This window comes from Achromobacter spanius, from assembly GCF_039673305.1.
In the GTDB taxonomy this organism is placed as follows: Bacteria; Pseudomonadota; Gammaproteobacteria; order Burkholderiales; family Burkholderiaceae_B; genus Achromobacter; species Achromobacter spanius_F.
The window spans coordinates 180,378-198,981 of record NZ_JBDJLJ010000003.1 but is presented as its reverse complement, the minus strand read 5'-3'; the positions used below and the strand labels follow the sequence as shown (position 1 = coordinate 198,981).

Annotated in this window: 15 protein-coding genes; 13 read left to right on the top strand and 2 right to left on the bottom strand. The window is 65.5% G+C overall.

Annotated elements, in window-relative coordinates:
• Positions 1-12: 12 nt before the first annotated feature.
• From ABE485_RS04990 to ABE485_RS04945, 10 genes are all read left to right on the top strand, one after another.
• Positions 13-1,944 (top strand): acyl-CoA synthetase, encoded by a 1,932-nt coding sequence (locus ABE485_RS04990; protein WP_346513897.1) that lies wholly within the window; start codon positions 13-15, stop codon positions 1,942-1,944.
• 41 nt (positions 1,945-1,985) lie between these two features.
• A complete protein-coding gene (locus tag ABE485_RS04985) occupies positions 1,986-2,969 on the top strand; it encodes a tripartite tricarboxylate transporter substrate binding protein (RefSeq protein WP_346513896.1) in 984 nt (327 codons plus the stop codon).
• Between the two features lie 140 nt (positions 2,970-3,109).
• Positions 3,110-3,796, top strand: a complete 687-nt coding sequence (locus ABE485_RS04980) for a GntR family transcriptional regulator (protein WP_346513894.1) — start codon at positions 3,110-3,112, stop codon at positions 3,794-3,796.
• A gap of 329 nt (positions 3,797-4,125) precedes the next feature.
• Positions 4,126-6,201 (top strand): type VI secretion system Vgr family protein, encoded by a 2,076-nt coding sequence (locus ABE485_RS04975; RefSeq protein WP_346513893.1) that lies wholly within the window; start codon positions 4,126-4,128, stop codon positions 6,199-6,201.
• Complete coding sequence (locus ABE485_RS04970) at positions 6,198-7,148, top strand: hypothetical protein (protein ID WP_346513892.1); 951 nt, start codon at positions 6,198-6,200, stop codon at positions 7,146-7,148. The genes ABE485_RS04975 and ABE485_RS04970 overlap by 4 nt, the downstream gene beginning before the upstream one ends.
• A gap of 4 nt (positions 7,149-7,152) precedes the next feature.
• On the top strand, positions 7,153-10,446 hold the full coding sequence (locus tag ABE485_RS04965; RefSeq protein WP_346513890.1) for a T6SS effector BTH_I2691 family protein: 3,294 nt from the start codon (positions 7,153-7,155) through the stop codon (positions 10,444-10,446).
• Positions 10,443-11,198: a DUF6708 domain-containing protein gene (locus tag ABE485_RS04960; protein ID WP_346513889.1), complete on the top strand. Its 756-nt coding sequence runs from the start codon at positions 10,443-10,445 to the stop codon at positions 11,196-11,198. Before ABE485_RS04965 ends, ABE485_RS04960 begins: the two co-directional genes overlap by 4 nt.
• A complete protein-coding gene (locus tag ABE485_RS04955) occupies positions 11,195-11,404 on the top strand; it encodes a hypothetical protein (protein WP_346513888.1) in 210 nt (69 codons plus the stop codon). The genes ABE485_RS04960 and ABE485_RS04955 overlap by 4 nt, the downstream gene beginning before the upstream one ends.
• Before the next feature lie 4 nt (positions 11,405-11,408).
• On the top strand, positions 11,409-12,239 hold the full coding sequence (locus ABE485_RS04950) for a DUF6708 domain-containing protein (protein WP_346513886.1): 831 nt from the start codon (positions 11,409-11,411) through the stop codon (positions 12,237-12,239).
• Entirely contained in the window at positions 12,236-12,499 is a 264-nt protein-coding gene (locus ABE485_RS04945) for a PAAR domain-containing protein (protein ID WP_346513885.1), read from the top strand. Before ABE485_RS04950 ends, ABE485_RS04945 begins: the two co-directional genes overlap by 4 nt.
• Here ABE485_RS04945 and ABE485_RS04940 read toward each other — a convergent pair.
• A complete protein-coding gene (locus ABE485_RS04940; RefSeq protein WP_346513884.1) occupies positions 12,483-13,403 on the bottom strand; it encodes a LysR family transcriptional regulator in 921 nt (306 codons plus the stop codon). The two genes, ABE485_RS04945 and ABE485_RS04940, sit on opposite strands and share 17 nt — an antisense overlap.
• Positions 13,404-13,529: 126 nt before the next feature.
• On the opposite strand from ABE485_RS04940, the gene ABE485_RS04935 reads away from it, so the two are divergent.
• Complete coding sequence (locus tag ABE485_RS04935; RefSeq protein WP_346513883.1) at positions 13,530-15,050, top strand: MFS transporter; 1,521 nt, start codon at positions 13,530-13,532, stop codon at positions 15,048-15,050.
• 61 nt (positions 15,051-15,111) lie between these two features.
• Here the strand turns inward: ABE485_RS04935 and ABE485_RS04930 are convergent, their stop codons facing one another.
• Positions 15,112-16,395, bottom strand: coding sequence for a cystathionine gamma-synthase family protein (locus ABE485_RS04930; RefSeq protein WP_346513881.1), 1,284 nt, complete (start codon positions 16,393-16,395; stop codon positions 15,112-15,114).
• Between the two features lie 294 nt (positions 16,396-16,689).
• Here ABE485_RS04930 and ABE485_RS04925 point away from each other — a divergent pair, with 294 nt between their 5' ends.
• Both ABE485_RS04925 and ABE485_RS04920 read left to right on the top strand, forming a co-directional pair.
• Positions 16,690-17,565, top strand: a complete 876-nt coding sequence (locus tag ABE485_RS04925) for an NAD(P)-dependent oxidoreductase (protein ID WP_346513880.1) — start codon at positions 16,690-16,692, stop codon at positions 17,563-17,565.
• A 60-nt stretch (positions 17,566-17,625) separates the two neighbouring features.
• Positions 17,626-18,591, top strand: a complete 966-nt coding sequence (locus ABE485_RS04920; protein WP_346513879.1) for a Bug family tripartite tricarboxylate transporter substrate binding protein — start codon at positions 17,626-17,628, stop codon at positions 18,589-18,591.
• Positions 18,592-18,604 lie beyond the last annotated feature (13 nt).

The following is an 18,604-nucleotide window of genomic DNA, read 5'->3' as shown; positions in this document are numbered from 1 at the left end:
GGGAGCACGGGCATGATCCAGACCCCGACCGCCCCGCGCCTGTCGCGCCCGTTCTCGGCGCCGTTTCCCGTGCGCACCGCGCAGGACGTCCAGCGCCTGCAGGCCAGGCCGCTCGAAGACACGCTGACGGTGCAGAGCACCTACGAAATCTTCCGCAACTCGGCGGACGCCTTCGGCGACAAGGCCGCCCTGACCTTCCTGCGCAGCGCCGACCCGGCCGACGACGCCATCACCTGGAGCTATCGCGAACTGCTGGCCGGCATCCACCAGACGGCCAACCTGCTGCACAGCCTGGGCATCCGCGAGGGCGATGCCGTGGCCGTGCTGCTGCCCGGCTGCCTGGAATACCACCTGGCGCTGTGGGGCGGCGAGGCGGCGGGCATCGTCCAGCCGCTCAACCCGCTGCTCACGGAAGACAAGCTGGCGTCGCTGATGACCACCGCGCGCGCCAAGGCGCTGATCGCCTACGGATCCGACGTGGAATGCGGCTCGTGGTCCAAGGCCCTGCGCCTGCTCGAACGCGTACCCACGCTGCAGACGCTGCTGCGCGTGGCGCCGTGGGATGAGCCCTTGTCGGCCCGCCCCGCGCTGCCGGACTGCGCGCTGGACTTCAACGCCAGCCGCGCGGCGCAGCCGTCCGACCGGCTGGTCAGCGAACGCGTCATCGGCGCGGGCGACGTGGCCGCGTACTTCCATACCGGCGGCACGACCGGCGCGCCCAAGCTCGCCGTCCACACCCACGCCAACCAGGTCTTCTCCGCATGGGCGGCGGTGCAGCTCCAGAATGCGGGGCCGGGCGACGTGGTCATCAACGGCTATCCGCTCTTTCACGTGGCCGGCGTGCTGCCGGCCTCGCTGGCCGCGCTGTCGGCCGGCGTGGAAACCGTCATCCCCACCACCCTGCTGCTGCGCAACCGCGACGTGCTGCGCAACTACTGGCGCCTGGTGGAAAAGCACCGCGCCACATCGCTGCAAGGCGTGCCCACCATCCTCGCGGCGCTGGCCGAGGTGCCGCTGGCGGGCGCCGACATTTCCTCGCTGCGCTACTGCCGCACCGGCGCCGCGCCGTTGCCGGCGGAACTGGCCGCGCGCTTCAAGCGCCTGTTCGGACTGCATGTCAGCGAAAGCCTGGGCATGACCGAAATGGCCGGCATCACGTCGATCTCGCCGCCCGGCTGCGAGTTCCCCGTGAACTGCGTGGGCTTTCCGCTGCCGTACGTGCAGGTGCGCATCGTGGGCCTGGACATGCCCGCCGGCCAGCCGGCGCGCGAGCTGCCGCCCGGCACGCCGGGCATGGTGCTGTTCAAGGCCCCCAATGTCATCCCCGGCTTCCTCGACCCCGAAGACACCGCGCGCGCCTTCACCGAAGACGGCTGGCTGATCAGCGGCGACGTCGGCTTCCTGGACGGCGAAGGACGCCTGCACCTGCAGGGCCGCGCCAAGGACCTGATCATCCGCGGCGGCCACAACATCGATCCCAAGACGATCGAGGACGCCCTCGCCAGGCATCCCGCCGTGCAGCTGTGCGCCGCCGTCGGCTCGCCGGACGCCTACGCCGGCGAACTGCCCATCGCCTTCGTCACGCTGGCCGAAGGCAGCGCGGTCACGGAGGCCGAACTCGTCGCCTATGCCGCCGAGCACGTCGACGAAGGACCCGCCCGCCCCAAGCGCGTCATCGTGCTGGACAGCATGCCCATGACCAACGTGGGCAAGATCTACAAACCCGATTTGCGCCGCCTGGCGACCGCCGTGGCGGTCGAGGCCGTGGTGGCGCGCACCCTGCAGGAAGCCGGCCTCGCACAGGACGATCCCGTCCTGCGCGTGCTGGCCGATGCGCAACCGGACGTCGCCGTAGAAGCCGGCGCCGGTGCGCCCGCGCCGCTGAAGGAACGGCTGCGCGAAGCGCTGTCCCGGCTGCCCGTCAAAGTCGACCTGCGCGACTGACCCGCAACCGCATAACAACACCCACCTGGAGACAAACCAAAATGGCCCATCTGCCCCTGCGCCGTGCTTGCCTGAGCGCCCTCCTGCTCACGCTGGCCGGCGCCGCCCTGCCCCTTTCCGCCAGCGCCCAAGGCGCGTTCCCCACCAAACCCATCACGCTGATCGTGCCCTTCCCGGCCGGCGGCTCCACCGACCGCCACCTGCGCATCGTGGCGCAGGACGCCTCCAAATACCTGGGCCAGCCCGTGATCGTGGAAAACCGCCCCGGCGCGGGCGGCACGCTGGGCACCGCCACCATGGCCAAGACCGCCAAGCCGGACGGCTACACGATTGCCCTGTACACGCTGGCCATGCTGCGCATGCCCTACATGCAGAAAAGCAGCTGGGATCCGATCAACGACTTCACCTTCATCCTGGGCCTGTCCGGCTACACCTTCGGCTTCACCGTGCGTTCGGACTCGCCGTACAAGACGTTCAACGAATACATCGAGGCCGCGCGCCAGGCCCCCGGCAAGATCGACTACGGCTCCACCGGCATCGGCTCGTCGCCGCACCTGCTGATCGAGGAAATCGCCATCAACGCCAAGGTCAAGCTCAACCACGTGCCGTTCAAGGGCAACGCCGACATGCAGCAGGCGCTGCTGGGCGGCCACGTCATGGCGCAGAGCGACGCCACCGGCTGGGACCAGTTCGTCGATTCCGGCAAGATGCGTCTCCTGGTCACCTTCGGCGAAAAGCGCACCACCCGCTGGCCCGACGTGCCCACCGCGCAGGAACTGGGCTACAAGGTCGTGTCCACCTCGCCCTATGGCCTTGCCGGCCCCAAGGGCATGGACCCGGCCGTGGTGAAGATCCTGCACGACGCCTTCAAGAAGGCCTTGTTCGACCAGGCCAGCATGGACGTCATGAAGCAGCTCAACCAGGAGCCCGCGTACCGCAACAGCGAGGACTACAAGGCGTGGGCGCAGGCCACCTTTGTGAAGGAAAAGGGACTGATCGAATACCTGGGTCTGATGGCGAAGTAGCCCGGCCAGGCGGGCGGCGCGCGGCAGCCGCCCGCCTGCCCGACAAAACTTGTATGCAAAAAATGTCGCCACCCCGGGCGGGCATTTGTTAGACTGGCTGCCCGATCGTTTCTCCCCCCCGGCAGCCGCTGCCGCGTCCCATGATCCAGGAAGTCCAGCCCGACCCCAGCGCCGACCACATCGCCAAAGAGGTGGCCGCCGCCATCGTCGCGCACAAGCTTCCGCCCGGCACCCGCCTGCGCGAAGAGGCCCTGGCCCGGGTCTACAAGGTCAGCCGCACCAAGATCCGCGCGGCCCTGCTGATGCTGTCCAAGGACAAGCTGATCAACATCATTCCGGACAAGGGCGCGTTCGTCAGCAAGCCCGACGCCAACGAGGCCCGCGAGGTCTACGCCGTGCGCCGCATCCTCGAAGCCGCGCTGGCGCGCGAATTCGTCGCGCGCGCCACGGCCGCCGACTACCGCCGCATCGAGGCCCATCTGGCCGAGGAACGCCGCGCCGTCGAAGGCGGCGACGTGCAGGCGCGCAACCACCTGCTGAGCCACTTCCACATCCTGCTGGCCGAAGCGGTCGGCAATTCCGTGCTGACGGGCATGCTGCGCGAACTGTCGGCCCGCAGCGCCGTGATCACCGTGCTGTTCCAGAGTTCGCACGACGCCAGCTGCTCGTCGCGCGAACACCATGCCTTCATCGAAGCCGCGCGCGCCGGCGACGCCGACAAGGCCTGCGCCCTGATGGACGAGCACCTGGAACACGTCCTGGCCGCGCTGAACTTCAGCGGCGACCAGCAGCCCGGCAGCGACCTCGTCGCCGCCTTGCTGAGCTGACTAGCCGCTTTTGCTCGGACACCTGATCCCCCGGGCGCCCGATCTTCTATCGGCAATAGTGGCGTTGCAGATCAAAATCCCGCCGGCTGGTGTCCGCCGCAAGGGGAACCCGTGTTCTTGAGATATCAAGAATGCACGAGCGCCATGCTCATGGCGCCGATTTGAAGGTCGAGCCCAATGGTAAGTCTGGACCGAATTTTCAAATAATTCTTAGGTTCAGGCGTATCGATCGAGGAAGATAATCACGGCCGATCTTTCACCACGGCCGCGTAGTGCTTAACAGGCAGTCGCAGCGTGTTCCAGACGCACCAGTCGCTCAGGATCTCGACATGCCCCGCTTATCCGATGTGCGCTTCACGTTTACCCCGTCCGCCGTGGGCCTGGATTTCGAGGTAATCCAGTTCACGCTCGACGAGGCGCTGTCCGAGACTTTCCAGCTGCATGTCGAGTTGTCGAGCTTTGACGCGGCGGTCGATTTTGGCGCGGTGCTGGATCAGCCCGCATTGTTTACGATCTGGCGGGCCGAAACACCCGTGCGGCATGTCCACGGGATCGTGACGAGTTTTGAGCAGGGAGATACCGGGTTCAGAAGGACGCGCTATCGGGCGGTGGTGGAACCGGCCCTGGCGCGTACGGACCTGTGTTCGGACTGGCGCATCTTCCAGCAGCAGTCAGTGCCGGAGATCCTTGCACAAATCATCACGTCGCACGGCATCACGGATTACGAGCAAGTCACGACCAAGGAACACCTGCCGCGCGAATACTGCGTGCAGGCCGGCGACACGGATCTTCGGTTCCTCGCCCGCCTGGCCGCCGAAGAGGGCTTTTTCTACCGCTTTGCGCACACTGAACAGGGTCATCGCCTTATCCACGGCGACAGGATCTACGTGCATGGCGAAATCGAGGGCGGACCGGTCACATACAACCCCTTGCCTGGCGGCGACCAGCCCGAACCGGCTTTGCGCAGATTTTCCTACGCCGAACAGGTGCGAACCGCCCGGGTCACTCAAAGAGAATATACCTACTCCAACCCGCAATATGACCAACAGCAGTCGGCGCTCGGCGCGGACCTGGATCATCAAGACCGCCGATACGAGCGTTACGGCTATCCGGGACGCTACAAGGTTGATGAAGCGGGAAAACCGTTCACGCAAAGCCGCCTCCTGGGCTTGCGCCGCGATGCCCGCATGGCCCGTGTCGAAGGCGATGATGCGCGCCTCGTGCCGGGCGTGGCCTTCGACCTGATCGGACACCCCCGGGAAGACTGGAACCACGGCTGGCGCCCGGTGCGCATGCAGCATCACGGCGTGCAGCACGTGAGCCAGCAAGAGGAAGGCGCAGACGCGTCGCAAGGCACTCAGTACCGCTATACCGCCGACATCGTGCCCGATCAGGTGGACTGGAAGCCGGAGCCCGCCGCCAAGCCGCGCATCGACGGCCCGCAGATCGCGACGGTGGTGGGACCCGCCAACGAAGAGATCTATTGCGACGCGTTCGGCCGAGTCAAGGTGCAGTTCCCCTGGGATCGACTGGGCAAGAATGACGAACATAGTTCCTGCTGGATACGCGTGTCGCAGAACTGGGCGGGCGAGGCGTGGGGCCATATGGCAATTCCGCGCATCGGACAGGAAGTGATCGTGCACTATCTGGACGGCGATTGTGACCAGCCGGTGATCGTCGGCCGCACGTACCGGGCGACCAATCTGCCGCCCTATGAACTGCCGCGGCACAAGACGCGGATGACGATCAAGAGCAAATCGCATAAAGGCGATGGATTCAACGAGCTGCGTTTCGAGGACGAGCTTGATCAGGAAGAGATCTACGTCCACGCCCAGAAAGACCAGAACATTCATGTCAACCACGACGAAACCACTTTCGTCGGCCGTGACCGCAAAGAAAACGTCGAACGCGACGAGGCGCTGAGCGTTGGCCGTGATCGGCATGACACCATCAGCAACGACGACCTTCAGGATATCGGCCATGACCAGGCCCTGACCGTCGGACGCGATCAGGTGGTCGCCATTGAACGAACGCAACAGACCACGATAGGCAAGGACCGCCTGGAAACCGTCGGCAACCATCGCCGCGACAGGACCGCCGCCAATCACACGGTGGAGATCGGTGGCAATGCCGAACATACCGTGCAGGGTCATCATCGCCTCGAGGCAGGCGAGGCGATCATGCACAAGACCCGGCGGCATCAAGTCGATGCGGAATCCATCAGTTTCACCACGCCTGGCGGCGTCCTTACGCTTGACGCCAAGGGACTGACGTTCAACGGCGCGGCCGTGCAGCTTCGGGCCGGCAGCATCGATCTCGCGGGCGGCAACGCAGGCCAGGCGGTCAGCCTGCCCAGCCTTCTCAATCCCGGAGAACAGGCCGATTGCGTGGAGCGCGCCAAATGAGCGCGGAGCTCCTGCATCGTTACATTGAAGAGGTACGCAGCCCCGCCGACTATCTCCACCTGCTGATCGATCCGTTGGCCGGATGTATTGACGACCATCCACTCAGTGCGTTTCGACTTAAGGAGGCCTTGGGCGAGGAAGCCCTTGCCATCGTGCCGCGTGCAGATCTTGTCCATGCGCCGCAGGAGTGCCCGTTGGTCGTGACCTTGGCCCGGCCGGGCCACCCCTTCGACGGAGAACGCTTCGCGGCGACCCACGCGTATGCCGCCGAAGCATCGCCAGGCGGCAAGCGCTATATCTGCGGCTGGATCATCGCCGGGGAAGACGCCACTTCGGTTGCCCGGCACCTGGCGAATCGCTGTCGGGTCAACGACTCCGAGCAAGTCCGGATCTGGCCCATGTTCGAGCCGCTGCGAATGGAATTACTGGCCGGGTCCCTGAACCATGACATCGGCCGCTGGCTCTGGCCCATCAAGGAATGTGTCCTTCCCTCCAGCAGTGGCAGGGTCTTTCGCTTGCGCGGCGCTCATGGCGACGGCCCGCCCGCCTGGAGCACGGAAGCCCTCGGCGCGCAGCACGACGCCCCCGCCGTGGCCGCGGTACTCGTGGCCTGGCAGCGACTATCCAGCCAACCCATGAGCCCTGGACTGTTGCAGCAGGCGCCGAGGCACTGGGCCGGCCCAGGCTTACCCGAAGGCGCGGCCGCCAAGGCCCTGCATCATCTACGTGAAGCACGCCGGCTCGGCCTGCCTCCCGGTGAGGATCGCATCGTTTTCGCCCTGCACAGCCTCACGGTCCATCCCCATTGGGACACTCACCCGCAACTGCGCCCACATATCGTCCAAGCCCTCGCCAGCAAGACCCCGCTGGCCGACGCGTTGGCGCGGATCGAAGACTGGACATGGCAACGCGCACTGCACGAACTGACTGCGGAACCCGGAGGCTGATTCAATGGCTGGCTATTCAAAACAAGTCGCGCAAGCCGTGCGCGAAACCTCGCCCGTGCCTTATGGCAGCTGCAAGACCTGCGAACGCGTGGGGATGCCCGTCCTGCCGTTGCGCTGGGCGGTAGTGCCCAAGAACAACGCCGTGCGGGCGCTTCGCAAGCTCGGCAACGCCGATACCCAGTTGTCGCTGCGCACACTGCGAGCCGGCTACCTGTACGTCCTGCTCGACCGCAGCGTATGGCAGGCCTATCAGGTCAGCCCGGAGGGCTGCCTTCGCCAGTTCAATCCCTACCAGGCGCCGCACGGAACCCCCGCGCCGCTGGCGAAGCAATGCGTGACCCAGGGGCACGATATCCGTTCCTCGTTCATCCACATCGACACCAGTGCCTATGAACAAGCGCAGATCGCATTCGCCAACGATCCCTGGCCGGTCAGCGTGCTGGACGCCTACAAGACCGGAAACGATGCGCAGGGCAAGAAGCTCGACCCAAGCTATCTCCAGCGGTTCACGACCTATACGCTCGCCAAGCTGAAGTCCGCCCCGCTGCCGGCCGAACACGCGCTGCCGCTGGAACACGGTGACGCGTTGGCGCAGATGGTTGCCGAATACGCGCATGGCTACGAAGATTTCGGTAGCGTGCACGAGTTCCATTCCCGCGCGGACCGTCTCGAAGCCATGGGCATGTATCTGCGCCAGGCGGAAAAGCTCAATGGCCTGGCCACGGGCGTCGCGGGGCTTATGCTGCCCGATCCCATCGGCCTTGCCCAGGAACTCAACGGCCTGGTGCGCGCAGTGCAGACCCAACGCCAGCTATGGGCGCAGGACGAAGCCGGCACCCTCGTCGGCGTGGGCGCGAACCGCCGGTCAGTCAAGCATCTGCGGCCCTACCAATACCTGACCTCGCAATGCCTGCTCGGCATCAAGACGCTCTACGCCAGGCAAGCGGATGCGCAGACTTCCGACAGCGCGACGCCCATGCTCGACTACATGCCGAGCGAATCCGGCACGCCGCCGGTTTTTGGCGATCCGGCCAAGGAGCGCGCCGAGGTCGTCAAGCACAAGACAGACCAGCAGGTCGATCGCCTGCAGAAGCGGTACCACGAACCCGCCCGCAAGGCTTTCCAGGATGCCTACGACACGCAGATGGCCGATTTCCAGCGCGCCATCGACGCGCATGGCAAGGACTGGGCGGCCCAGATCATGGGCTTGGCATGGAAATGCGCCGTACGCCACGACTACGCCGGAACCGACAAATACTCCGCCGTTGCCTGCCTCAAGGCCGTTGCGGCGTCCCTGGCGGGCGGCCCCAGCGAAGCGTTGCCACCGCCCCCGGCGCCAGGATCGACCCCCAAGCCGGAAGTGCTTGGCCCCACCAGCGCGGCATGGAAAGCCCTGCTCGAAGATGCCGCGAGCCCGCTCTACGCGGCGCTGCTCGCGCAGAACGCCGCGTTGCGCAATGCATTCACGCCCATCCTGGGCGCGGGCGCCATGCCCAATGACGCGGGCAAGAAATACTACGACACCATCAAAGCCATCATGGGCTCCAGCGAAATCAACACCTTTCGCGAGCACAACGTGCACGACGCCGTGGATGCGCTGCTCGGCGCGATGCAGAATGCAGCCTCTCGCCTGGACAGACAGCTCAGTGAGGGCGTCAAGGCCGCGATAAGCCATATCCATAGCGGATCCGCGCTGTTTTATGCCGGCGTGCACCTTACCCAGGTGAAGGTGCAGTTGACCGTGGGCGAGTACTACAACCTGCTTTCCGAGCAACTGCACGGCAGCGCCGATCGCGCCGCCCACGCGCTGGGCAAACAGGCGCGCGCCATGCTGTTTGCCGGACTGATCAGCATCCCCAGCCCCGCCGTGCGCAACACACTGATCGAGGTAACCCTTTGGGCCAGGGGAACCGCCGATCAGGTCAAGGCCGAAATCACCAACCTGCGCGCCGCCGCCCAGACGGGCGCCGATAACACCTGGCGCAAGCTCGTTGCCGGTGTCAAGAACCTGGAGCCCCTGGCGGCGCAGGCGCTGCATGACATCCAGATCTCCGCTGCCAGCGCGCGCCTGTTTGCAGGCAGGAGCTTTGCCGGCCTGCGCAGCCTGGCGGGGGGAAGCGCGGACGGCGGCCTGGCGATACTTTCGCTGTACTTCCAGGCGGATACGCTCAAGAACAATCTGGCGGCGATCGATAAGGCCGTGGGGGCCAACCATCCCGAAGCCGTGGCGGCGATGTATGGAGCATCGGTCGGCGTGATGGGTGCGGGATTGGAGGTGGCAGGCTTGGGATTGAAGGTGCCGGCGGAGGCGGCCAGGGCGTTTATACAGCGTGGGGGGATGGCGGAGCCACCAGTGCTGACGCGGGTTATTGGAGTTGGACGCGATTTGGTTAAGACTGCTGGCGTAATTGGGGCACTGGTGGGGATTGCGGATGGCGCACAAAGCGTCATGGCGGCAACGCGGGCCAAAAGTGCGGGCGACACTGACGCACGTAATGCTCATTATGTAGCCGCTAGTTTGTCGGTCTTCGGCGCCGCGATTGGTGCTAACGCGGTCATGCTAAACGCTACCGCCTTAATAGGCGGTAGCCTGGTGCTTGGCCCCCTAGGTTGGGCGCTGATCTTCAGCCTGACCTCGTACGCGGTGACGCAGTACGCCAAGAGCCAAGAATCTGCCCCTCTGGAGCGCTGGGCACGTCGCTGCTATTTCGGCGATCACGCGGAGAAACCACCAGTGGCGTGGCTATTGCCAACCGATATGGATACCGCCATCGCCGAACTCAATGCCGCCGTATTGGGCATGGATGTAACGCTGGGCTTCAACAGCGAACTGCGGCTCAAGGACGATGCGGCTCTCGCGCAAACCCCGGTTGAAGACCTGAAAAACGGGGGAGCGCTTGAATCGGGCATCGCCCTGAAATATCGCATCGTGTTGCCTGCCTACGATCCAGTCGTCTCAAGCTACCGTTTTGAACTGATCGTGCAGCGCTTCGGCCTAAGCAGCGGCAGCAACATGCTGCGCGATAAAAGCACCGAGGTCGCGCCGCAAACCCTGGCGTCCGGAGAGCATAACTCCGGCAACAGCGTCTCTCCGATTTCACCGTCACCGCACCGCATCCCCGATTACGTTGCCCAGGCTTCAACCACTCCCACCAAGAAGCAGCCGGTCATCAGCGGAGGCTTTTCCTTGGATGCGTTCCACAGCATCAAGTCGGCCACCCTCGTGATCAGTTACTGGCCCGACAAAAACGATATCGAGGGATTCGCCCGAGTTGAACTAAAGGAGATGGCGCCGTGACGAAGCCGTTGCTCAACCCGCCTTGTAAGGGCTGGCAGCGCGATCTGCCAGGTCCGAATGCCCCCCCTGCGGATGCTCCTGACCTCGTCTTCGAGGTGCCTCATCACTTGGACGAGGTGTTTCTGGAAATCTCACGTCGGGTGATGCGATATAGAGGGCTACCCACTCTGTTCTCCCTGCCACTTGTTTGGTGCTTGATTGTGGGCGTTTGGCTCTACTGGGACGATTGGAGCCTATCGAGCGTGGCAATCATGGCTTTTATGACATGCCTACTAGGGAGTCTGGCCTGGAGTGGAGTTCGACTCGATTTAGCATCCCCTCGCGACGAGCCTATTCGCTTTAATCGCCTACGCCGAAAAATTTACGTCTACAGTTTTCGACATACTTGGCCGAACCCATTCGCACGCTGGTACGTCACGACCGAGGCTTATGACTGGGACGATATTCGAGCCGAATCGTGGAAACTCCGCGGCGCGACGGCGAACGGTATGCTGATAATCAACGAAGGCGTATCCCTGGCTGTCGTCAAACCAGGCACAAACGTGGTGATCGATCGCTTCCATCTTTTCGGCTCGGTGCAGACCTCACTGTGGGCCTACATCTGCACCTACATGCAAAATGGCCCAGAAGCGCTCGAGCCCTGCGACGCGCCCATGCGCGACGCCAACGACACCTACAACCCGATCACCCGACTGGCCCCGAAGGTGCAGTGGCCCGAGGCAATGGATATCGAATCGCGGACGGCGCCATGAACTTCGCGCTGACTCCGCTGCAGTTGCGCCGCATCCCCAATGACATTGCGCGGTGCTCGGCCACTCCCACTGACAATCTGCCATTCATCAGTGACGGCTCTTCCTTGAATGCGTTCTGCAACGTGGAGTCGGCCATCCCGGTGATCAGCTACTGGGCGAACAAGGGGATAAAGAGGGATTTGCCCGAGTTGAATCAAAGGAAATGACCTCGTGACGAAGCCCTTGCTGAATCCGCCCTGTAAGGGCTGGCAACGTGATCTGCCCGGTCCGAATGATCCTCCAGCCGAGGCACCTGACATCGTTTTTGGTGCCCCCAATCATCTGGATGAAGTTTATTTGGAGATTGCTCGCCGTTCGATTAGCGTCCGTGGATTTCTATTTTTCCTAGGGCTCTTCTGCTGGGGCTTCGTTCTTTGGACTGTCGTTACATCAGGATTTATTAGCGACTTGGTAACCTTCGATCCCACACAGCTAATCGTGTATCTTTCATTCGCTGCCTTTTTATTAATATCACTGTCAATGCTACGCATTGATTTTTCCGTTCCCCGCAGCGAACCCATCCGCTTCAATCGGGCCCGGCTCAAGGTCTACGTTTACGGATTCCATTTCGTGTGGTGGAACCCCTTTACGCGCTGGTACGTCACCACCAAATCCTACGACTGGGACGACCTTCGCGCCGAAGCCTGGAAGCAACGCGGCGCGACGGCCAACGGCGGTTTGGTGATCAACGAAGGCGTATCCCTGGCTGTCGTCAAACCAGGCACCAACCACGTAATCGACCGCTTCCATCTTTCCGGTTCGGTGCAGACCGCGCTGTGGGCCTACATCTGCACCTACATGCAAAAAGGTCCGCAAGCGCTCACCCCCTGCGACGCGCCCATGCGCGACGCCAACGACACCTACAACCCGATCACCCGACTGGCCCCGAAGGTGCAGTGGCCCGAGGCGATGGATATCGAATCGCGGACGGCGCCATCCTCGTCTTCCGGCGCGGATGCCGCCGGCGTTTTTCTCTGTGGGCAATCGCTGGAATCCCGATGAACCAACCCCTTATTGTCCTGGGCGACACCACCACGCACGGCGGCGCCGTGCAAAGCGCCACGACCGGCTTTACCGCGAACGGCATTGCCGTGGCCGGCCATGGGGATACCGTGCTTTGCCCGGCGCACGGCATTGTCACGATTCAGGCGGCGCCAAACGGCCTGCGCGGGAATGGCAAGACGCCAGCGCATGCCGGCGACACGACCACTTGCGGCGCCACGCTCATCGCCTCCCAGCGTGGCGTCAGCGTGCAGGCATGATTCCGGGGAACTCGCGGGACAGCCCGCCAGGCCCATCCGCCCGCAGCAACTGCTCCATGCGATGCTGCAGCCACTGCTCCGTCTCGCCCAGCGTGGCCCCTTGCAGCCACAGCGTGCGCACGGACAGCATCGGCAAGGCCAGGTCCGCGCAGGGCACCGGCGTCAGCGTGGTGCGAAAGCTCTCGTACTCGGCGATGTTGAGCGGCAGGATCGCCCACCCCAGCCCGTCCGCCACCATGCCCGCAATGCTGTAGAAACTGTCGGTGCGCCACACCGACGGGCTCAGCACCAGGTCGTCCACCCCTTCCATCTGCATGACCAGTTGCCGGTGCCGCGCCAGGTCCTTGCGCGTCACCTGCGGCAGCGACGCCAGCGGATGCCCCGCCGCCACGTAAATTCCCTGCGCCACCGTGCCCAGATAGTGATGCGCGAAGTCGCCGCCCGGATCGCCCCGGTCGAAGTGGAACGCGATGCTTGCCCGGCCCTGACGCACGTAGTCGGCCACCTCGGTCGCCGTGCCGTTCAACTGCGTCAGTTCCAGCGCCGGAAACCGCGCCGCCAGTTCGACCACCAGCGCGCCCAGCACCAGGTAGGGCAGCGCCTCGTCCAGCGCGATGGACAGCCGTGCGTCTTCACCGCCCGCGAACGACAGGGCCCGCTGGGTCAGGCCGCCCGCCTGCCGCAGCAGCTCCCGGGCTTCCTGCAGCATCACCTCGCCCGCGGGTGTCAGCACCGCGTTGCGGCGCGAGCGGTCGAACAATTCCACGCCCAGGTCGGCCTCCAGCAGCGCCACCGACGAGCTGACCGCCGACTGCGCGCGGCCGATCCGCCGGGCCGCCGCGGAGAATGACCCGGCTTCGGCGGCGGCCACGAATTGCCGGAGCTGGTCCAAGGTCCATTGCATGCGATCTCTCCTTTGATCCATCGATTTTATAGATGGATTCCAACTTTTTTGGCGCAACCAGACAGATGGATAATGCCTGCCCCGAGGTCCTGCCGCACCGGACCCGGCATTCACAGGAGTAGAACCATGCAGCGGACCTTTACGAACGCTGTCGCCCCGGCCGCCCCCGGCCGCTGGCTGGTGCTGGCCATCGTGTCCAGCGCCTTGTTGCTGATCGTCGTGGACATGACGGTCCTGTACACCGCCCTGCCCCGCCTCACCCATGAACTGGGTGTCACCGCGTCGGCCAAGCTCTGGATCGTGAACGTGTACGCGCTGGTCGTGTCCGGCCTGCTGCTGGGCATGGGCACGCTGGGCGACCGGCTGGGCCACAAGCGGCTCTTCATGATGGGACTGGCGGTGTTTGGCATGGCCTCGCTCACCGCCGCCTATTCGCCGGGCGCCGCCACGCTGATCGCGGCGCGCGCGCTGCTGGCCGTGGGCGCCGCCATGATGATGCCCGCCACCTTGTCCATCCTGCGCCTCACCTTCGCCGACGAGCGCGAGCGCGCCGTCGCCATCGGCGTCTGGGCCTCGGTGGCCTCGGGCGGCGCGGCGCTCGGTCCCGTCGTGGGCGGCATCCTGCTGGAGCACTTCTGGTGGGGTTCGGTGTTCCTCATCAACGTCCCGATCGTGCTGCTCGCGCTGCCGCTGGCCTGGCGCTTCATCCCGGCCAGCCATCCCGACGCGTCGCGTCCCTGGGACCTGGCCGGATCGCTGCAGGTGATGGCGGGGCTGATCCTGTGCGCCTACGCGCTCAAGGAACTGGGCCGCGCGTCCCCGTCGTGGCTGCACGCGGGCCTGGCCTGCGCGGCGGGCGCAGCCATGCTGGCCGTCTTCGTGCGCCGCCAGCGCCGCCGGCCCTATCCGCTGATCGACTTCGCCATCTTCCGCAACGCCGCGTTCAGCTCCGCCGTGGCCGCGGCGCTGTTCGCCGCCGCCGCGCTGCTGGGCATGGAACTGGTGTTCAGCCAGCGGCTGCAACTGGTGCTGGGCATGTCGCCGATCCAGGCGGCCCTGTTCATCCTGCCGCTGCCGCTGGCGGCCTTCGTGGCCGGTCCGTTGGCCGGCCTGCTGCTGGGCCGGGTCGGCAGCAAGCGCCTGCTGTTCCTGGCGCTGCTGGTGTCGGGCGCGGGCATGGGCGGCTACCTGCTGACCTACGATGGCGCGGTCATGCCGCAGCTGGTCAGCCTGAGCGTGCTGGGGCTGGGCATCGGCGCCACCATGACGGCCGCCTCCAGCACCATCATGCAGAGCGCCACGCCCGAGCGCGCCGGCATGGCCGCCTCGATCGTGGAAGTGTCGTACGAGCTGGGCGGCGCGCTGGGCGTGACGCTGATGGGGTCCATCCTGTCCGGCGTCTATGCGCAGTCGCTGTCCGTGCCGGCCGGCGTGGGCGAAGCCACCGCCGCCCGCGACAGCCTGGATGAAGCGCTGATCGTCGCCGAAAGCCTGCCGGCGGACCTGGCGGCCACGCTCACGGCGCTGGCGCGCGGCGCCTTCGAAACCGGCTACGCGGCGGTAATCGCCACCGCCACCGTCATGCTGCTGGCCACCGCCGCCTTCGTGCTGCTGAACCGCGCCCGCCGCGCGACGCAGCCAGGCTGACGGCTCCGCCGCGAGCGGGCGCTCGGCGCCCGCCGTCCACTGCCCGCGCGGGCGAGCGCGTTCAGCCGTTGCGGAACGCGTGGTCCATGTCCGCGATCAGGTCTTCCTCGTGTTCCAGCCCGATCGAAATCCGGATCAGTCCCTCCGACACGCCGGCGGCATCGCGCTCGGCCGCCGGCACGCCCGAGTGCGTGGTCGACGCAGGATGGCACACCAGCGTCTCGGTCCCGCCCAGGCTGACCGCCGACCGGAACAGGTGCAGCGCGTTGATGAACCGGAACGCCCGCTCACGCCCGCCGTCCAGCACGAACGCGAAGGTCGATCCCGGCCCCGTGCACTGGCGCTTGTAGACCTCCTGGAAGGCGCGGTCCGCGATCAGCTCCGGATGGTAGATCTGCACCTTCTCGTGCGGATTGCCCGACAGCCACTGCGCTACCTTGGTCGCCGTGCGGGCCGCCTGCTTCATGCGCAGTACCACCGTTTCCATCGACCGCGTGATCATCCAGCAAGAATGCGGATCCAGCTGCGAACCGAACGCGCTGCGGATCGCGCGCACCTTGCGGATCAGGTCCTTGCTGCCCGTGACCGCCCCCGCCACCAGGTCGCTGTGGCCGCCCACGTACTTCGTCAGCGAATACACCGACAAGTCCACGCCGTGCTCGGCCGGCTTCTGGAAGATCGGTCCCAACAGCGTGTTGTCGCACACCGAGATCGGACGGTAGCCATGGCGCGTCTCGAACGCGTCCAGCTCGTTCTTCATGGCCTCGAAATCAAATAGCGCGTTGGTGGGATTGGCGGGCGTCTCGACGTAGAACAGCTTCACCGGCCCCTTGGCGGCGGCCTCTTCCAGCGCCGCGCGCATGCGCTTGGGCGACAGCCCGTCCGCCACCACGTGCGAACCGATGCCCCACTCCGGGAAGATCTTGCCGATCAGCGTTTCTGTTCCGCCATACAGCGGCACTGACTGCACGAGCTGGTCGCCCGGCCGCAGAAAAGCCATCAAGACCGCGCTGATCGCCGACATGCCGCTGGACGTCACCGCCGCATCCTGCGACCCGTCCAGCAGCGACAGGCGGTCTTCCACGATCTCCAGGTTCGGATGGTTGAAGCGGCTGTACACCAGCCCCGCCGTTTCCCCCTGCGGCAAGGGCTTGCGGCCCGACACCAGGTCGAAGAACGCCGCCCCGTCCTCGGCCGAGCGGAACGCGAACGTCGACGTGAGGAACACCGGCGGCTTGACCGCCCCTTCCGACAGAAAGGGGTCGTAGCCGTAGGACATCATCTGCGTTTCCGCGTGCAGGGGACGGCCGAAGATGTCCTTCTTGTGATAGCTCGAGTAAGTCATGGAGTGCCTCTTTCTGTTCGGTTCCAGCCAACCGGGCAGGCGCGTCGTGCATGCGGTAAACGATAGCGCCGAGACGGGCGGGATGCATTGCCGTGTGTGACCTGGGACGATGACCCGCGGCGCCCGCCGATACGCTCGGCCATCTCGCCGGAGACCGGCCCGCAGCGCCCCCCTGTTCGCTGTTTTGTATTTTTTATGTACTGAAAAACAAAAAAATACGAGGGTAATCACTAGCTATTCCGCCGACTTTCGTCGCTCTATAAACACACATTGTTTTTTTTATGTGTTTTTAAAATGAAAATCGCACTGATTGGATGCGGCGAGGTCGGCCACTGCTACACCCGCGCCTGGACCGCCGCCGGACACGCCATCATCGGCATCTGCGAACTGCGCGCGGACGACGAGATGGTGGAACGCGCCCGCGCCGCGGGCGCCGCCCTGCACGCCGAACCCGGCCCCTGGATGGCGGAGGCGGACGTCGTGGTGTCGGCGGTCTATGGCTACAACGCGGCCGAAGTCGCCCGGCAGGTCTTTCCGCATCTGCGCGCGGGCGCCGTCTACGCCGACTTCACCACCGCCAGCGCCGCGGACATGCAGGCCGCGGCGCAAGCCGCCGCCGGCCGGCCCATTGAATTCACCGACGTGGCGATCATGGGCGCCATCGCCCTGCTGGCCGAAAAGACGCCGCTGCTGTGCGCGGGCGGCGGACAGCAGGTGGTGACGGCGCTGGGCGAAAGCGCGGGCGCGCCCGTGCGCTTCATCGACGGCCAGCCCGGCGACGCGGTGCGCCTGAAGCTCTTGCGCAGCGTGATGACCAAGGGCATGGAAAGCCTGGCCGTGGAATGCATGGTGGCGGCCGAGCGCATGGGCCTGCGCGAATCGCTGTACGAAGTGCTGGCCGATATCGACCGCACGCCGCTGACCGCATTCATGGACTCCTTCGTCCGCTCGCACGTGCTGCACGCGCCGCGCCGGCTGGCCGAGGTGCGCGAAGCCCGCGACCAGCTCCATGAAGCGGGCCTAGAGCCGCTGGTGCTGAACGGCGTCGAACAGCTGTTTGACCGGACCACGCGCGGCATCGAGGCCGCGCGCGCCCGCGGCGAGGCCCCGGCGCCCGACTCCGTCGAGGCCCGCCTTGCCTGGCTGACCACCCTGGCCCGCCAGCACTGACTCCCCCACCGCGCCAGAGAGCGCGGTCCCGAATCTGCATAACACCGTGTGAGGAAGACAATGAAACTGTTCAAGAAACTGCTGGCCGCGACGCTGGTGCTGGGTTGCGCCGCCGCGCAGGCCGCCGACCTGGGCAAGGGTCCCATCACCCTGATCTCGCCCTTTCCCCCGGGCGGCGGCACCGATACGCTGACGCGCATGATCGGCAGCGCGATCGGCCAGGACACCGGCTGGAACATCGTCGTGGAAAACAAGCCGGGCGCGGGCGGCAACCTGGCGCTGGACGCCACGGCCCGAGCCAACCCGGACGGCCACACGCTCGTCATGGCGCAGACCGACAACATCGTGCTGAATCCGTGGCTCTACAGCAAGCTCAGCTACGACACCTTCAAGGACTTCAAGCCGGTCGGACCGGTAGCCTCGTCCCCCAGCGTCTTCGTGGTGCTGCCGGATTCGCCCTTCAAGACCGTGGGCGACGTGGTGAAGGCCGCCCAGGCGCGCCCCAACCAGGTTTCGCTCGGCATTCCGGGCATCGGCGGCACCGGCGACCTGACCGGCTACCTGTGGCGCAAGGCGGCGAACATGGAGCTGATGCACGTGCCCTACCGCGGCTGGAGCCAGGCGTTCCCCGACCTGGCCAGCGGCCGGATCGATATGTATGTGGGCTCGGTGGCGTCGCTGCTGCCGCAGATCCGCGGCGGCAAGGTCCGCGCGCTCGCCGTGGTTGCGGATCAGCGGTCCCCGGCCCTGCCCGACGTTCCGACCTTTCCCGAAAGCGGCTTCAAGACCATCAACCAGTCGATCTGGTGGGGCCTGATGGCGCCCGGAAAGACCCCCGACGACGTGATCGCCGTCCTGAACGAGAAACTGCGCCGTGTCCAGTCGAACCCCGAACTGGTCAAGAAGCTGGAAGACGCCGGCTACAGCGTCATGACGGGCTCGCCGCAAGACCTGGCCCGCCAGCACCGCGCGGACCACGACGCCTTCGGCAAGGTCGTGCAGGAAGCCGGCATTCCCAAGCAGTAGCCAGAACGTACCC

Excerpts from the sequence above, each read along its gene's own strand:
- ABE485_RS04990 (WP_346513897.1), top strand. The coding sequence starts at position 13 with ATGATCCAGACCCCGACCGCCCCGCGCCTGTCGCGCCCGTTCTCGGCG.
- ABE485_RS04965 (WP_346513890.1), top strand. The coding sequence starts at position 7,153 with ATGGCTGGCTATTCAAAACAAGTCGCGCAAGCCGTGCGCGAAACCTCG.
- ABE485_RS04930 (WP_346513881.1), bottom strand. The coding sequence starts at position 16,395 with ATGACTTACTCGAGCTATCACAAGAAGGACATCTTCGGCCGTCCCCTG.
- ABE485_RS04975 (WP_346513893.1), top strand. The coding sequence starts at position 4,126 with ATGCCCCGCTTATCCGATGTGCGCTTCACGTTTACCCCGTCCGCCGTG.
- ABE485_RS04970 (WP_346513892.1), top strand. The coding sequence starts at position 6,198 with ATGAGCGCGGAGCTCCTGCATCGTTACATTGAAGAGGTACGCAGCCCC.
- ABE485_RS04945 (WP_346513885.1), top strand. The coding sequence starts at position 12,236 with ATGAACCAACCCCTTATTGTCCTGGGCGACACCACCACGCACGGCGGC.
- ABE485_RS04980 (WP_346513894.1), top strand. The coding sequence starts at position 3,110 with ATGATCCAGGAAGTCCAGCCCGACCCCAGCGCCGACCACATCGCCAAA.
- ABE485_RS04985 (WP_346513896.1), top strand. The coding sequence starts at position 1,986 with ATGGCCCATCTGCCCCTGCGCCGTGCTTGCCTGAGCGCCCTCCTGCTC.
- ABE485_RS04925 (WP_346513880.1), top strand. The coding sequence starts at position 16,690 with ATGAAAATCGCACTGATTGGATGCGGCGAGGTCGGCCACTGCTACACC.
- ABE485_RS04920 (WP_346513879.1), top strand. The coding sequence starts at position 17,626 with ATGAAACTGTTCAAGAAACTGCTGGCCGCGACGCTGGTGCTGGGTTGC.
- ABE485_RS04940 (WP_346513884.1), bottom strand. The coding sequence starts at position 13,403 with ATGCAATGGACCTTGGACCAGCTCCGGCAATTCGTGGCCGCCGCCGAA.
- ABE485_RS04955 (WP_346513888.1), top strand. The coding sequence starts at position 11,195 with ATGAACTTCGCGCTGACTCCGCTGCAGTTGCGCCGCATCCCCAATGAC.
- ABE485_RS04935 (WP_346513883.1), top strand. The coding sequence starts at position 13,530 with ATGCAGCGGACCTTTACGAACGCTGTCGCCCCGGCCGCCCCCGGCCGC.